Raw genomic sequence first — 15,235 nt, 5'->3', positions numbered from 1 at the left:
GCAGCGTGAGCGGGCACTTGGTGTGCCCGCCCGAGATTAACGCCATCCGGAGCTTTTACTGATGAAAGATTTGCTGAATCTTCTCAAGAGCCAAAACCAAAGCAAGGAATTTGATGCGATCCGTATTGGATTGGCATCACCGGAGATGATCCGGTCCTGGTCCTTTGGTGAAGTTAAGAAGCCTGAGACCATTAACTACCGTACGTTCAAGCCTGAGCGTGACGGTCTTTTTTGTGCCAAGATCTTCGGCCCGATCAAGGATTATGAGTGCCTCTGCGGCAAGTACAAGCGCCTCAAACATCGCGGTGTTATCTGCGAGAAATGTGGTGTTGAAGTAGCACTGGCAAGCGTTCGTCGTGAGCGCATGGCCCATATTGAACTGGCCAGCCCGGTCGCTCACATATGGTTCCTGAAATCACTGCCGTCCCGTATCGGTTTGATGCTGGATATGACGCTGCGTGACATCGAGCGCGTGCTCTATTTCGAGTCGTTCATCGTGATCGACCCGGGCATGACCACGCTTGAGCGCGGGCAGCTGCTGAACGACGAGCAGTACTACGAAGCGCTCGAAGAGTTTGGTGACGAGTTTGACGCCCGCATGGGTGCTGAAGCCGTCAAAGAGCTGCTTGAGGGGATTGACCTTCAGGAGCAAGTTGATTCGCTGCGGGAGGAAATTCCCCAGACCAACTCTGAAACCAAGATCAAAAAGTTCAATAAGCGCCTGAAAATTCTTGAGGCCTTCTTGTACTCTGGCAACAAGCCGGGCGACATGGTTATGACTGTGTTGCCGGTTCTGCCGCCTGATCTGCGTCCGTTGGTACCACTTGATGGTGGCCGTTTTGCGACATCAGATCTGAACGATCTGTATCGTCGGGTGATCAACAGGAACAACCGTCTCAAACGTCTGCTCGAGCTGAACGCTCCTGACATCATCGTGCGCAACGAAAAGCGCATGCTGCAGGAAGCGGTCGACGCGCTGCTGGATAACGGCCGTCGCGGACGTGCTATCACTGGCACGAATAAGCGCCCGCTGAAATCTCTTGCCGACATGATCAAGGGTAAGCAAGGTCGTTTTCGTCAGAACCTGTTGGGTAAGCGGGTTGACTATTCCGGTCGTTCGGTAATCGTTGTGGGGCCATCTTTGCGTCTGCATCAGTGCGGTCTGCCCAAGAAAATGGCGCTGGAGCTGTTCAAGCCGTTTATTTTCTCAAAGCTTGAGCACCGTGGCCTTGCTACGACTATCAAAGCCGCCAAGAAGATGGTTGAGCGCGAAGAAGGCGTTGTTTGGGATATCCTGGACGAAGTTATTCGTCAGCACCCGATCATGCTTAACCGTGCGCCAACGCTTCACCGCTTGGGTATCCAGGCATTTGAGCCAGTGCTGATCGAAGGTAAGGCAATTCAGTTGCACCCCTTGGTTTGTGCGGCCTATAACGCCGACTTCGACGGTGACCAGATGGCGGTACACGTACCGCTGACGCTGGAAGCTCAGTTGGAAGCCCGTGCGCTGATGATGTCTACCAACAACATTCTGTCGCCTGCGAACGGTGAGCCCATCATCGTGCCGTCCCAGGACGTTGTACTTGGCCTTTATTACATGACCCGCGAGCGTAAGAGTGCGCTTGGTGAAGGTATGGTGTTTGCTGACATCAAAGAAGCGCACCGCGCTTACGGTGCCGGTAAGGTCGACCTTCAGGCTGTGGTTAAGGTGCGTGTCAAAGAGGTCTCCATACAGGCTGAGGGCGATAACACAGAAGAGTACAAGATCGTGGAAACCACGGTTGGTCGTGCTTTGTTGTTTGATATTGTTCCAGACGGGCTGTCTTATGATCTGGTTAACAAGCCGATGGTCAAGAAGGCGATCTCGAATCTGATCAACACCTGCTATCGTGATGCTGGCCTGAAAGAAACGGTTATCTTTGCGGATCAGCTCATGTACATGGGCTATCACTATGCGACGGTTTCAGGTATTTCGATTGGCTTCAATGACTTCGAGATCCCGCCAGAGAAATATGAGCTGGTAGATGCCGCTTCTGATGAAGTAAAAGATATTGAGTCCCAGTACGCCTCAGGCCTGCTTACCCAGGGTGAAAAGTACAACAAGGTTATCGATATCTGGTCGCGCGCGAACGATAAGGTCTCCAAGGCGATGATGCAGCGCCTGGCAAAGGAAAAAGTCATTGGTCCTGACGGAAAGCCCGTTAAAGGTGAAGATGGCGAAGATCTGATGCAGGAGTCGTTCAACTCCGTCTACATGATGGCGGACTCTGGTGCGCGGGGTTCTGCTGCGCAGATTCGTCAGCTCGCCGGTATGCGTGGTTTGATGGCCAAGCCAGATGGCTCGATCATTGAAACGCCAATCACCGCGAACTTCCGTGAAGGCCTGAACGTACTTCAGTACTTTATCTCGACACACGGTGCCCGTAAGGGTCTGGCGGATACGGCACTGAAAACTGCCAACTCCGGTTACCTGACCCGTCGTCTGGTCGACGTCTCACAGGATCTGGTCGTTACCGAAGAAGATTGCGGTACTGAAGAAGGTCTGTTGATGACGCCGCATATTGAAGGCGGTGACGTAGTTGTGCCTCTGGGGGATCGTGTTTTGGGTCGTGTTACTGCCCGGGATACATTTACTCCTACGGATAAAGACAATGCCGTTGTCGCTGCCGGCACTCTGCTTGACGAGAAAACGATCGAAGAGCTTGAAGGCGCCGGTGTGGATGAGGTTTGGGTTCGCTCCGCGATTACCTGTGAAACTCGCCACGGCATCTGCTCGAAGTGCTATGGTCGCGATTTGGCGCGTGGTCACCGCGTTAACGTGGGTGAGGCAGTGGGTGTTATTGCTGCTCAGTCCATCGGTGAGCCGGGAACCCAGCTTACGATGCGTACCTTCCACATCGGTGGTGCGGCCAGTAGGGCTTCAGCGGTAGACAACGTCCAAGTCAAGCACGGTGGTACTGTTCGCCTGCATAACCTGAAGTCTCTTCAGAGAACGGATGGCTCACTGGTTGTTATTTCTCGCTCTTCTGCTTTGGCAATTGCTGATGATCAAGGGCGTGAGCGGGAGTGGTACAAACTTCCATACGGCGCCGTATTGTCTGTGAAAAGTGGCGATGAAGTTGAAGCGGGCGTTGTGGTTGCCAAGTGGGATCCACACACTCACCCCATCATCGCGGAAGCTGAAGGTATTGCCAAGTTCGTCAACATGGATCAGGGCATTACCGTGCGCACGCAGACCGATGAGCTCACAGGCTTGTCGACGATGGAAGTCATCGATCCGAAGGAGCGTCCAGCTGCGGGTAAGGATATCCGTCCGGCCATCCAGATGGTTGATGAGGCGGGTAACGATGTGGATCTGCCAACTGGTGGAGCGGCCATCTTCTTTATGCCAGCGAATGCCCTGGTAACCATGGCGAACGGTGCCCGTATCGAGCTTGGTGACGTGGTAGCCCGTATACCTCAGGCAAGCTCGAAAACTCGTGACATTACCGGTGGTCTGCCGCGTGTTGCTGATTTGTTTGAGGCGCGTCGTCCGAAGGAATCGTCCATTCTTGCCGAGATCAGTGGTGTAGTGTCATTCGGTAAGGAAACCAAGGGCAAAAAACGCCTGGTGCTGACCCCGAAAGATGCAGATCCGTACGAGGTGCTGATCCCGAAGCATCGTCAAATGAACGTTTTCGAAGGCGAAACCGTTGAGAAAGGCGAGGTGATTTCAGATGGGCCGTCTAACCCGCATGACATTTTGCGTCTGCTGGGTGTGGTTGAGTTGGCCAGGTACATCACCAACGAGATCCAGGACGTTTATCGCCTTCAGGGTGTTGTCATAAACGATAAACACATTGAGGTTATCGTTCGCCAGATGCTGCGTAAGATTGAGATTACCGATCCGGGTGATACCACCCTGATGTCCGGTGATCAGCTAGAGATCACGAGGCTCCTGGAAGAAAACGAGAAAGCAGTTGCGGCTGATAAAGAGCCGGCAAGATTTGAGCGGTTGCTGTTGGGTATTACCAAGGCGTCATTGGCGACTGAATCGTTCATCTCTGCAGCCTCGTTCCAGGAAACAACCCGGGTGCTCACCGAAGGTGCAGTCACTGGCAAGCGTGACTTCTTGCGCGGTCTGAAAGAAAACGTCGTGGTCGGTCGACTGATTCCTGCGGGAACTGGTTTGGCATATCACGCAGAGCGTCGCCGCAAGCGCGAACTGGAACAGCAGGGCGTTACAGCTGCAGACGTTGAAGAAGCTCTGAGTGCAGAGCTCAACCGCGGAGGTTGAGTTTGGTGCGCCACCTCCGTGTAGATACTTACGCGGGGGTGGTTAAAAAGAGTACAGTCGTCTTGACTGTCCGGGGGCGCAGGCTTAAACTTGCGACCCTTAATTTTACCCCCTTCACTGGGGGTAAGTTTCATTGATATGGTTTTTTGGAGTTTGCTTACATGGCAACGATTAATCAGTTGGTGCGTAAGCCTCGTAAGCGCAAGGTAGCCAAGAGCGACGTTCCTGCTCTTCAGGCTTGTCCTCAGCGCCGTGGTGTATGCACTCGTGTTTACACCACAACGCCGAAGAAGCCGAACTCAGCACTGCGTAAAGTGTGCCGTGTTCGTCTGACCAACGGCTTCGAGGTTTCCTCATACATTGGTGGTGAAGGTCACAACCTTCAGGAGCACAGTGTTGTGCTGATCCGTGGCGGTCGCGTAAAAGACCTTCCGGGTGTGCGCTATCACACTGTTCGCGGAACGCTGGACACCCAGGGTGTACAGAACCGTAAGCAGGGTCGCTCCAAGTACGGTGCAAAACGACCCAAGTCGTAATGCTCCGAAAGAGTGTCTTTTATCGTTGCTTGTCAGAACGGTAAGAGTAAGGCTGAGTAGCCGCCGGCTATCTCAGGGGTTCCTGAAGACCTTTTAATTAGATAAGGGCTTATCGATGCCTAGAAGAAGAGTTGCAGCTAAGCGGGAAATTATCCCGGATCCCAAATTCGGTAGTGCGCGTCTTGCCAAATTCATCAACCACGTGATGGAAAGCGGTAAGAAAGCGGTTGCAGAGCGTATTGTTTATGGCGCTCTGACAATTGTTGCCGAGAAGTCCAAGGAAGAGCCGATCGACATGTTCGAGAAGGCCCTGGAAAACATCCAGCCGATGGTTGAGGTTAAGTCCCGTCGTGTCGGTGGTGCTACTTACCAGGTGCCCGTAGAAGTACGGCCTTCCCGTCAGAACGCGCTGGCAATGCGCTGGCTCGTAGAGTTTTCACGGAAGCGCGGCGAGAAGTCCATGGCGCAGCGTCTGGCTGGTGAAATTCTTGATGCGGCTGACAGCAAAGGTGCTGCTGTTAAGAAGCGTGAAGATGTACACCGCATGGCAGATGCTAACAAAGCGTTCTCTCACTTCCGTTTCTAAACAGCCGAGGTTTATACAGTGGCACGCAAAACTCCGATTAAACGTTACAGAAACATTGGTATCTGTGCGCACGTTGATGCGGGCAAAACCACAACGACCGAGCGTATTCTTTACTATACGGGTCGTAGCCACAAAATGGGCGAGACCCATGATGGCGCGTCCACCACTGACTGGATGGAGCAAGAGCAGGAGCGTGGTATAACCATCACCTCTGCCGCTGTTACTACATTTTGGCAGGGTATGGACAAGCAGTTCGATGAGCACCGTATCAACGTTATTGATACCCCGGGACACGTAGACTTCACTATCGAAGTTGAGCGTTCCCTGCGGGTTCTCGATGGCGCTGTAGTTGTGTTCTGCGGATCCTCCGGTGTTGAGCCGCAGTCTGAGACCGTATGGCGCCAGGCTAACAAGTACGAAGTCCCTCGCATGGTGTTCGTCAACAAGATGGACCGTGCTGGTGCTGACTTCCTGCGTGTGGTTGAGCAGATCAAAACCCGTTTGGGTGCGACTCCAGTAGCGCTTCAGCTGCCAATTGGCTCTGAAGATCAATTTGCCGGTATCGTCGATCTTCTTCGCGACAAGGCAATTTACTGGGACGACGCCGATCTTGGTATGACCTATCGTGAGGAAGAAGTTCCTGCTGATATGGTCGACGAGGTGGCTAAGTACCGCGAAGCTCTGGTCGAGGCGGCAGCCGAAGCCAATGAAGAGTTTATGGAGCGGTACCTGGAAGGCGGCGAGTTGTCCGTAGAAGAGATCAAGGCGGGCTTGCGTGCGCGTACTCTTTCTAACGAGATCGTGCTGGCTTGTTGCGGCTCCGCGTTCAAGAACAAGGGCGTGCCCGCAGTTCTTGATGCTGTTATCGAGTATTTGCCAGCTCCGGATGAAGTTAAAGCCATCCGTGGTGAAATCGATGAAGATGGCACCGAAGATACTCGTCCGGTTGACGACAACGCTCCGTTTGCAGCCTTGGCGTTCAAGATCGCGACGGATCCATTTGTTGGTTCGTTGACCTTCTTCCGGGTTTATTCCGGCAGGCTTGAGTCCGGTAACTCCGTATTCAACTCGGTTAAGGGTAAAAGAGAGCGTGTGGGCCGTATGGTTCAGATGCACGCTAACGACCGGGAAGAAATCAAGGAAGTTCTGGCGGGCGATATCGCAGCTGCGATTGGACTGAAGAACGTTACCACTGGTGACACCTTGTGTGATGAAAATCACAAGATCATCCTTGAGCGGATGGAGTTCCCTGAGCCGGTTATTTCGGTTGCAGTGGAGCCAAAGTCCAAGGCGGATCAGGAAAAGATGGGTGTGGCTCTGGGTAAGTTGGCTCAGGAAGATCCATCGTTCCGTGTGCGCACTGATGAAGAATCTGGCCAGACTATTATTTCTGGTATGGGTGAGCTTCACCTCGATATCCTTGTCGACCGTATGCGTCGAGAGTTCAAGGTAGAGGCGAACATCGGTAAGCCGCAGGTCGCATACCGTGAGTGTATTCGCAAGTCGGTAGATGTAGAGGGTAAGTTCGTTCGCCAGTCGGGTGGCCGTGGTCAGTATGGTCACGTTAAGGTCAAGATTGACCCACTGCCACTGGAAGAAGGTGCAGAGAACTTTATCTTCGTGAACGAGGTCGTCGGTGGTGCAGTTCCCAAGGAATATGTAGCGGCGGTTCAGCAGGGTATCTCGGAGCAGATGCAGAACGGCTGTCTGGCCGGCTATCCGCTGCTGGGTATCAAGGCAACCTTGTACGATGGTTCGTACCACGACGTGGACTCCAACGAAATGGCGTTCAAGATCGCGGGTTCCATGGCGATGAAGAAAGGCGCCCTGGAAGCGAGTCCGGCTCTGCTTGAGCCGATGATGAAAGTCGAGGTTGTAACCCCTGAAGATTATATGGGTGACGTGGTGGGTGATTTGAACCGCCGCCGTGGCCTGATTCAGGGTATGGATGACGGCGTCGCTGGCAAGATTGTTCGTGCCGAGGTTCCGTTGTCGGAAATGTTTGGTTATGCCACGGATCTGCGCTCTGCAACTCAGGGTCGCGCATCCTACGCAATGGAGTTTTCGCGGTATGCGGAAGCCCCGAACAACATCGCCGAAGCAATCATTAAAAAGGGTTGATACCCAGGAATTAAGTAACAGGAAGAGGTGTAACTGTGTCTAAATCCAAGTTTGAAAGAATTAAGCCACACCTTAACGTGGGCACTATTGGTCACGTTGACCATGGTAAGACGACTCTGACCGCTGCTCTGACTCGTGTGTGTCACGAAGTTTGGGGTACTGGTTCTGCGAGTGCATTCGATCAGATCGATAACGCACCGGAAGAGCGTGCGCGTGGTATTACCATTGCGACCTCTCACGTTGAGTACGATTCTCCTAGCCGTCACTACGCACACGTAGACTGCCCGGGCCACGCGGATTATGTGAAGAACATGATCACCGGTGCGGCTCAGATGGATGGCGCGATTCTGGTTTGTTCCGCAGCTGACGGCCCGATGCCTCAGACGCGTGAGCACATCCTGCTGTCTCGTCAGGTTGGCGTTCCTTACATCGTTGTGTTCCTGAACAAAGCGGACATGGTAGATGATGAAGAGCTGCTTGAGCTGGTAGAGATGGAAGTGCGCGAGCTGTTGAGTGCGTACGACTTCCCGGGTGACGATACGCCAATCATCACTGGTTCAGCGCTGATGGCGTTGCAGGGCAAAGACGACAACGAAATGGGCACAACCGCTGTGAAGAAGCTGGTTGAGGCTCTGGACGATTACATCCCTGAGCCGGAGCGTGCGATTGATCAGCCGTTCCTGCTGCCGATTGAGGATGTGTTCTCTATCTCCGGTCGTGGTACGGTTGTGACCGGTCGTGTTGAGCGCGGTATCGTCAAGGTTGGTGAGGAGGTTGAGATTGTTGGTATCAAGGATACCGTCAAGACTGTCTGCACCGGTGTTGAGATGTTCCGTAAGCTGCTGGACGAAGGTCGTGCTGGCGAGAACGTAGGTGTACTGCTTCGTGGTACCAAGCGTGACGACGTTGAGCGTGGTCAGGTATTGTGTAAGCCGGGCAGCATCAAGCCGCACACCAAGTTTGAGTGTGAAGTATACGTACTGAGCAAGGATGAGGGTGGTCGTCACACTCCATTCTTCAAGGGCTACCGTCCTCAGTTCTACTTCCGTACTACCGACGTAACTGGTTCCTGTGAATTGCCGGAAGGCGTGGAAATGGTTATGCCGGGTGATAACGTACAGATGGAAGTGACGTTGATTGCTCCGATCGCCATGGAAGATGGCCTGCGCTTCGCGATTCGCGAAGGCGGTCGTACCGTTGGTGCTGGCGTAGTCGCCAAGATCATCGAGTAAGACGCTCGTTGCATCAGGAAGAGGGGCTGACTTGGTCAGCCCCTTTTTCGATTTCTGTCGCAACCGCTTGTCCCGATCTGGTCAGTAGTCATCTCTGTTGACAGGGTTGGGTATTATGCATACAATGCGGCTCCTTTTTTTGAAGGTCGGCTAACTAGTCTAGTAGCTGCTACGAGTGGAGTTTGGTGCAACATGCAAAGCCAAAAGATTCGAATCCGGTTGAAGGCGTTTGATTATCGCCTTATCGACCAGTCGACGCAGGAGATTGTCGATACCGCTAAGCGGACCGGCGCTCAAGTGCGTGGGCCTATCCCTCTGCCGACGCGGAAGGAAAAGTACACTATTCTGGTTTCCCCGCACGTTAACAAAGACGCGCGCGACCAGTATGAAATTCGTACTCATAAGCGTTTGCTCGACATTGTTGAGCCAACGGAAAAGACAGTAGATGCTTTGATGAAGTTGGACCTGGCAGCAGGTGTAGACGTTCAGATTAGCCTCGGTTAATACCACCTGGTATTGATCTGTGTAACTGTCCTAAGGCCATAGAGGGTGAGAGCCCCGTACACTTAGAGGTGAAACATGGCAATTGGTGTTGTCGGCCGTAAGGCTGGTATGACCCGTATATTTACGGAAGACGGGCAGGCTCTGCCTGTTACGGTAATTGAGGTTGATCCTAACCGCATTACTCAACTCAAAACTCTTGAGAATGACGGCTATCGCGCTGTTCAGGTAACTGTGGGCACTCGTCGTGCGTCACGTGTTACCAAGGGCGAGGCAGGTCATTTTGCTAAAGCCGGCGTAGAAGCTGGTCGGGGAGTTTGGGAATTTCGGCTGGCTGACGGCGAAGGTGAAGACCTGGCTGCAGGCGGCGAAATTGCTGCAACTGTCTTTGAAGATGGTCAGCTTGTAGATGCTACCGGTCAGTCCAAGGGTAAAGGTTTCCAGGGTGGCGTTAAGCGCTGGAACTTCTCCATGCAGGATGCAACGCATGGTAACTCCCTATCGCATCGTGCTCCGGGTTCTATTGGTCAGAACCAGACTCCGGGCAAGGTATTCAAGGGCAAAAAGATGGCGGGCCAAATGGGTAATGCGCAAGTAACTGTGCAGAACCTTAAAGTTGTCCGTGTCGACGCCGAGCGCAACCTCCTGCTGATTAGTGGTGCCGTCCCCGGCGCAACTGGCAGTGATGTTGTCATCAAGCCTGCACTTAAAGCCTGAGGAGCGGTTCGATGGAATTGACTATTACAGGTAGTGGCAAGGGAATTTCTGTTTCCGATGCTGCATTTGCCAAAGATTTTAATGAGGCTCTGGTTCACCAGGTGGTTACTGCTTATATGGCAGCTGGCCGTCAGGGAACCAAGGCTCAAAAAACCCGCTCAGAAGTCAGTGGTGGTGGTAAGAAGCCCTGGCGTCAGAAGGGTACTGGTCGCGCTCGTGCCGGTACAATCCGTAGCCCTATCTGGCGCTCCGGTGGTGTGACTTTTGCTGCCAAGCCTCGCGGCTTTGAGCAAAAAGTTAACCGTAAGATGTATCGTGCCGCGATGTGCTCTATTTTCTCCGAGTTGGTTCGTCAGGAGCGTCTGGTTCTGGTTGACGACTTTGCAGTCGATGCGCCAAAGACCAAAGACTTCACGTCCAAGCTGGCAGATCTGGGCCTTTCCAATGCCCTGATCCTGACAGAAAGCCTTGAGCATAATCTGCACCTGGCTTCTCGCAACGTGCCTCACGTCGATGTGCGTGATGTTGCGGGTCTGGATCCGGTTAGCCTGGTTGCTTACGAGAAAGTCGTGGTAACTGTTCCCGCTCTGAAGAAGATCGAGGAGATGCTGGGATGAATCAGGAACGTATTTATAAGGTCCTTTTAGGGCCTCACGTATCGGAGAAAGCCTCAATGGTTGCCGAGCATGGTCAGGTTGTTTTCCGGGTTGCCCCGGACGCCACCAAGCCGGAGATCAGGAAGGCTGTTGAGCAACTGTTCAACGTCACCGTAGAAGGTGTTCAAGTTCTGAATCGTAAGGGCAAGCTCAAGCGCACAGCCCGCGGGTTCGGCAAGCGTAATGACATTCGTAAGGCTTATGTAAAGCTGGCTGAAGGTCAGGACATCGATTTTCTGGATGTGGAATAAGGTAAAGGGGTCGTAATATGCCGATCGTCAAAACCAAGCCAACATCAGCCGGACGCCGTCACGTTGTAAAACTGTACAACCCGGATTTACACAAAGGGCGTCCTTACGAACCGTTGGTCGAATCTCAAAGCAAGTCGGGTGGTCGTAATAACAACGGCCGTATCACTACCCGTCATATTGGTGGTGGCCATAAACAGCACTACCGTATAATAGATTTCAAGCGGACCAAAGATGGTATTCCTGCGACAATTGAACGCATTGAATACGATCCTAACCGCTCTGCGCACATCGCGCTGATCAAGTATGCCGACGGTGAGCGTCGTTACATTATCGCTCCCAAAGGTATGCAGATCGGAGAGCCCGTGCGCTCAGGAATCGACGCGCCTATCAAGGTTGGAAGCACATTGCCGCTGCGGAATATGCCGGTTGGTTCTGTGATCCATTGCGTTGAGCTCAAGCCTGGTAAAGGTGCACAGCTGGCTCGCTCTGCGGGCGCATCCGTGCAACTTGTAGCTCGGGAAGGCGCTTACGCGACCATCCGTCTGCGCTCAGGTGAAATGCGAAAGGTGCTTGTAGATTGCCGTGCCACGTTGGGTGAAGTATCCAACAGTGAGCACAGTCTCAAGCGACTTGGTAAAGCGGGTGCATCACGTTGGCGCGGAAAGCGTCCAACGGTTCGTGGTGTGGCTATGAACCCAGTTGACCACCCACATGGTGGTGGTGAAGGGCGTACCTCTGGCGGACGTCACCCAGTTACTCCTTGGGGTGTTCCGACCAAAGGGCATAAGACTCGTAAGAACAAGCGTACTGACAAGATGATAGTACGTCGTCGTTCAGCCAAGTAAACGACCACATAGAGGTAAATGCTGTGCCACGTTCTTTAAAGAAAGGTCCATTCATAGACCTGCATCTGTTGAAGAAGGTCGAGGCAGCTCTGGAAGCGAACGACAAACGACCAATTAAGACCTGGTCGCGTCGTTCCACGATTTTCCCAGAGTTCGTTGGCTTGACCATTGCAGTCCACAACGGCAGGCAACACGTGCCGGTTTTTGTCACCGAAGATATGGTCGGGCATAAACTGGGAGAGTTCGCGGCAACGCGTACTTATCGTGGCCACTCGGCCGACAAGAAAGCTAAACGCTGATTGTGAGGGGAATAGAAATGGAAGTAGCAGCCAAGTACAAGGGCGCTCGCCTCTCAGCTCAGAAAGCACGTCTTGTCGCCGACCAGGTCCGCGGCAAGCCGGTTGAGGACGCCCTGAACATTCTGACTTTCAGCCCTAAGAAGGCGGCGGTGATTATCAAGAAAGCTCTTGAATCCGCCATCGCTAACGCTGAGCACAACGAAGGTCTGGACGTTGACGAATTGCGGGTTTCCACCGTTATGGTGGATGAAGGCCCGACGCTCAAGCGGATCAAGGCTAGAGCCAAGGGGCGCGCTGACAGAATCATGAAGCGCACCTGTCATATCACCGTCAAGGTCGCCGACAAGTAGGAGATGCTCAGATGGGTCATAAAGTAAATCCAATCGGCTTCCGCCTGGGTGTGATTAAAGAGCACAACTCAGTTTGGTATGCCGATAAAAAGGAATACGCAAAGAACCTGTTGAACGATATTCAGGTTCGCGAATTCCTCGACAAGCGTCTGGTTAAGGCGTCTGTTAGCAAGATTGTGATCGAGCGCCCTGCTCAGAACGCCCGTATCACGATCCATACTGCCCGCCCCGGTATTGTTATCGGTAAGAAGGGTGAAGATGTTGATCGTCTGCGTCGTGAAGTTGGCGAGATGATGGGTGTGCCTGTGCACATCAACATCGAAGAAGTCCGCAAGCCGGATCTGGATGCTCGCCTGGTAGCGCAAAATGTTGCCGGACAGCTGGAGCGTCGTGTGATGTTCCGTCGCGCTATGAAGCGTGCGGTACAAAACGCAATGCGTCAGGGAGCCAAAGGCATCAAGATTCAGGTTGGTGGTCGTCTCGGGGGTGCCGAAATTGCGCGTTCCGAGTGGTATCGTGAAGGTCGTGTTCCGCTGCACACATTGCGTGCAGATATTGATTACGCAACCTACGAAGCGCATACCACTTACGGCATAATCGGCGTCAAGGTATGGATCTTCAAAGGTGAGATTCTTGGTGGTATGGAACAGGTCCGTGCTGACAAGAAAGCCTCTGGGAAGAAAGGTTCTAAGTAAAGGGGCAATCTTATGCTGCAACCAAAACGCACCAAATTTCGCAAGGTAATGAAGGGCCGTAATACCGGTCTTGCTCACCGCGCCAACAAGGTGAGCTTCGGTGAATACGGATTGAAAGCGACGACTCGCGGGCGTATAACTGCGCGCCAGATTGAAGCGGCACGTCGTACCATGACGCGTAAGATCAAGCGTGGCGGAAAGATCTGGATTCGGGTGTTCCCGGATAAGCCGATCACCGGTAAGCCGCTTGAAGTACGTATGGGTAAAGGTAAGGGTTCTGTCGAGTACTGGGTGGCTGAAATTCAGCCAGGCCGTATGCTCTACGAGATGGAAGGTGTTTCTGAAGATATCGCACGCGAAGCCTTCACACTCGCAGCGGCAAAGTTGCCGGTACAGACCACCTTCGTAACGAGGACGGTGATGTGATGAAAGCAACAGAGCTGCGTGAAAAATCAGCCGCGGAGCTGAATAAGGAGCTGATCGATCTCCTGAAGGAGCAGTTCAACCTGCGCATGCGCAAGGCTACTGGTCAGCTCAATCAGTCTCACCTTCTCGCCGGGGTGAAGCGCGACATTGCTCGTGTGAAAACAGTATTGAACGAAAAGGCAGGACAGTGACATGACCGAAGCTACCCAAACTGCCAGAACTCTTAGCGGCAAGGTCGTAAGCAACAAGATGGAGAAGTCCATCGTGGTGTTGGTCGAGCGTCAGGTGAAACACCCTCTGTACGGTAAGTACATGAAGCGTTCAACCAAGATCCATGCTCACGATGAGAGCAACCAGTGCAATATCGGTGACACTGTGACCATTCAGGAAACCCGCCCGGTCTCCAAGACCAAAAGCTGGGCCCTGGTGGAAGTCACTGAACATGCATCCAAGGTGTAATTCGCCCGGAGAACAACCATGATTCAGACTCAGACAATGCTTGAAGTCGCGGATAACAGTGGTGCGCGTCAGGTGATGTGCATCAAGGTCCTGGGCGGTTCACACCGGCGTTATGCCGCCATTGGGGATATCATTAAGGTGACCGTTAAGGAAGCCATCCCCCGCGGAAAAGTGAAGAAAGGCCAGGTCTTGAAGGCTGTAGTAGTGCGCACCCGTAAGGGTGTTCGCCGTCCCGATGGGTCGCTTATCCGTTTCGACGGCAACGCGGCTGTACTTCTGAACAATCAGGACGCACCCATTGGTACCCGTATCTTCGGACCGGTTACCCGTGAGCTGCGAAACGAAAAGTTCATGAAAATTATCTCACTGGCACCCGAAGTACTTTAAAGGACCAGAGGCCGGTTATGAAAAAGATTAAACGAGATGACGAAGTAATCGTCACTACGGGGAAAGACAAAGGCAAACGTGGTAAAGTTCTGAAAGTTCAGGACGATGGCAAGGTGATTGTTTCCGGCATCAATATGATGAAGAAACACACTAAACCAAACCCGATGTTGGGCACCCCCGGTGGCATCGTCGAAAAAGAAGCGCCTATCCAGGCTTCCAACGTAGCTGTTTTTAATCCGCAGACCGGCAAAGCCGATCGTGTTGGCTTCCAGATTAAGGAAGACGGGACGAAGACGCGGATCTTCAAAGCTACGAAAGAAGCTGTCGATAACCAGTAAGCGGTGGTGGTTACGATGCTTAACATGAAAGAGCAGTACAGCAAGGAAGTGGTACCTGCCCTGCAGAAAGAGTTCGGTTTCAAGAACGTCATGCAGGTGCCGCGTATCGAGAAAATTACCCTGAACATGGGTGTCGGCGAAGCGGTTGGCGACAAAAAGCTGATTGAGAATGCTGTGGCAGATCTAGAGCGCCTGGCAGGTCAAAAAGTTGTTGTTACTACAGCGCGTAAGTCCGTTGCGGGTTTCAAAATCCGTGAAGGATGGCCGATCGGTTGTAAAGTTACCCTGCGCGGTGAGCGTATGTGGGATTTCTTTGATCGCCTGGTTCACATTGCGGTTCCCCGTATTCGTGACTTCCGTGGTCTTAATCCCAAGTCCTTTGACGGGCGCGGTAACTACAGCATGGGTGTGCGTGAGCAGATCATCTTCCCAGAGATCGAGTACGACAAAGTCGACAAGATCCGCGGGCTGGATATCACCATTACCACCAGTGCCCGTACCGACGACGAAGGTCGCGAGCTGCTCAAAGCTTTCGGCTTTCCGTTCAAGAAATAAAGGAA

The 15,235-nt window shown here is 53.0% G+C and carries 19 protein-coding genes; all 19 read left to right on the top strand.

Translation table 11 applies throughout. From position 1 onward, the window contains the following. Positions 1-61 precede the first annotated feature (61 nt). The 19 genes from rpoC (at position 62) to rplE (ending at position 15,230) form a co-directional block, all read left to right on the top strand. Positions 62-4,276 (top strand): DNA-directed RNA polymerase subunit beta', encoded by a 4,215-nt coding sequence (rpoC, locus tag Q0824_RS16715; protein ID WP_298453435.1) that lies wholly within the window; start codon positions 62-64, stop codon positions 4,274-4,276. A 161-nt stretch (positions 4,277-4,437) separates the two neighbouring features. Beyond that, complete coding sequence (rpsL, locus tag Q0824_RS16710) at positions 4,438-4,812, top strand: 30S ribosomal protein S12 (RefSeq protein WP_012139854.1); 375 nt, start codon at positions 4,438-4,440, stop codon at positions 4,810-4,812. A 115-nt stretch (positions 4,813-4,927) separates the two neighbouring features. Then, a complete protein-coding gene (rpsG, locus tag Q0824_RS16705) occupies positions 4,928-5,398 on the top strand; it encodes a 30S ribosomal protein S7 (RefSeq protein ID WP_298453432.1) in 471 nt (156 codons plus the stop codon). A gap of 18 nt (positions 5,399-5,416) precedes the next feature. Next, on the top strand, positions 5,417-7,519 hold the full coding sequence (gene fusA, locus Q0824_RS16700) for an elongation factor G (RefSeq protein ID WP_298453429.1): 2,103 nt from the start codon (positions 5,417-5,419) through the stop codon (positions 7,517-7,519). Between the two features lie 35 nt (positions 7,520-7,554). Beyond that, entirely contained in the window at positions 7,555-8,751 is a 1,197-nt protein-coding gene (tuf, locus tag Q0824_RS16695; protein ID WP_298453426.1) for an elongation factor Tu, read from the top strand. 192 nt (positions 8,752-8,943) lie between these two features. Then, the gene (rpsJ, locus tag Q0824_RS16690) at positions 8,944-9,255 is read left to right on the top strand and encodes a 30S ribosomal protein S10 (protein ID WP_041341420.1); all 312 of its coding nucleotides are present in this window, start codon (positions 8,944-8,946) and stop codon (positions 9,253-9,255) included. A 75-nt stretch (positions 9,256-9,330) separates the two neighbouring features. Beyond that, on the top strand, positions 9,331-9,969 hold the full coding sequence (gene rplC / locus Q0824_RS16685; protein ID WP_298453420.1) for a 50S ribosomal protein L3: 639 nt from the start codon (positions 9,331-9,333) through the stop codon (positions 9,967-9,969). Positions 9,970-9,980: 11 nt separating this feature from the next. Beyond that, positions 9,981-10,586 (top strand): 50S ribosomal protein L4, encoded by a 606-nt coding sequence (gene rplD, locus Q0824_RS16680; RefSeq protein WP_298453418.1) that lies wholly within the window; start codon positions 9,981-9,983, stop codon positions 10,584-10,586. Continuing rightward, a complete protein-coding gene (gene rplW, locus Q0824_RS16675; RefSeq protein ID WP_200204925.1) occupies positions 10,583-10,876 on the top strand; it encodes a 50S ribosomal protein L23 in 294 nt (97 codons plus the stop codon). Before rplD ends, rplW begins: the two co-directional genes overlap by 4 nt. Before the next feature lie 17 nt (positions 10,877-10,893). Continuing rightward, complete coding sequence (rplB, locus tag Q0824_RS16670; RefSeq protein ID WP_200366507.1) at positions 10,894-11,721, top strand: 50S ribosomal protein L2; 828 nt, start codon at positions 10,894-10,896, stop codon at positions 11,719-11,721. A gap of 23 nt (positions 11,722-11,744) precedes the next feature. Further along, entirely contained in the window at positions 11,745-12,020 is a 276-nt protein-coding gene (gene rpsS, locus Q0824_RS16665; protein WP_298453407.1) for a 30S ribosomal protein S19, read from the top strand. Between the two features lie 17 nt (positions 12,021-12,037). After that, positions 12,038-12,370, top strand: a complete 333-nt coding sequence (gene rplV, locus Q0824_RS16660; RefSeq protein ID WP_100641162.1) for a 50S ribosomal protein L22 — start codon at positions 12,038-12,040, stop codon at positions 12,368-12,370. A gap of 11 nt (positions 12,371-12,381) precedes the next feature. Then, a complete protein-coding gene (gene rpsC, locus Q0824_RS16655; RefSeq protein ID WP_200204922.1) occupies positions 12,382-13,065 on the top strand; it encodes a 30S ribosomal protein S3 in 684 nt (227 codons plus the stop codon). 12 nt (positions 13,066-13,077) lie between these two features. After that, on the top strand, positions 13,078-13,491 hold the full coding sequence (gene rplP / locus Q0824_RS16650) for a 50S ribosomal protein L16 (protein WP_100641166.1): 414 nt from the start codon (positions 13,078-13,080) through the stop codon (positions 13,489-13,491). Next, positions 13,491-13,682 carry a 50S ribosomal protein L29 gene (rpmC, locus tag Q0824_RS16645; protein ID WP_298453395.1) on the top strand — a complete coding sequence of 64 codons (192 nt, stop codon included), beginning with the start codon at positions 13,491-13,493 and terminating at the stop codon, positions 13,680-13,682. Before rplP ends, rpmC begins: the two co-directional genes overlap by 1 nt. A 1-nt stretch (position 13,683) precedes the next feature. Beyond that, positions 13,684-13,950, top strand: coding sequence for a 30S ribosomal protein S17 (rpsQ, locus tag Q0824_RS16640; RefSeq protein ID WP_071267344.1), 267 nt, complete (start codon positions 13,684-13,686; stop codon positions 13,948-13,950). An 18-nt stretch (positions 13,951-13,968) separates the two neighbouring features. Continuing rightward, positions 13,969-14,337: a 50S ribosomal protein L14 gene (gene rplN, locus Q0824_RS16635; RefSeq protein ID WP_200204921.1), complete on the top strand. Its 369-nt coding sequence runs from the start codon at positions 13,969-13,971 to the stop codon at positions 14,335-14,337. Positions 14,338-14,354: 17 nt separating this feature from the next. Continuing rightward, positions 14,355-14,675: a 50S ribosomal protein L24 gene (gene rplX / locus Q0824_RS16630; RefSeq protein WP_298453387.1), complete on the top strand. Its 321-nt coding sequence runs from the start codon at positions 14,355-14,357 to the stop codon at positions 14,673-14,675. Between the two features lie 15 nt (positions 14,676-14,690). Further along, a complete protein-coding gene (gene rplE / locus Q0824_RS16625) occupies positions 14,691-15,230 on the top strand; it encodes a 50S ribosomal protein L5 (RefSeq protein WP_100641171.1) in 540 nt (179 codons plus the stop codon). Positions 15,231-15,235: the final 5 nt, after the last annotated feature.

Source organism: uncultured Marinobacter sp. (assembly GCF_947488835.1).
In the GTDB taxonomy this organism is placed as follows: domain Bacteria; phylum Pseudomonadota; class Gammaproteobacteria; order Pseudomonadales; family Oleiphilaceae; genus Marinobacter.
This window is presented reverse-complemented; position numbering and strand designations above follow the sequence as displayed.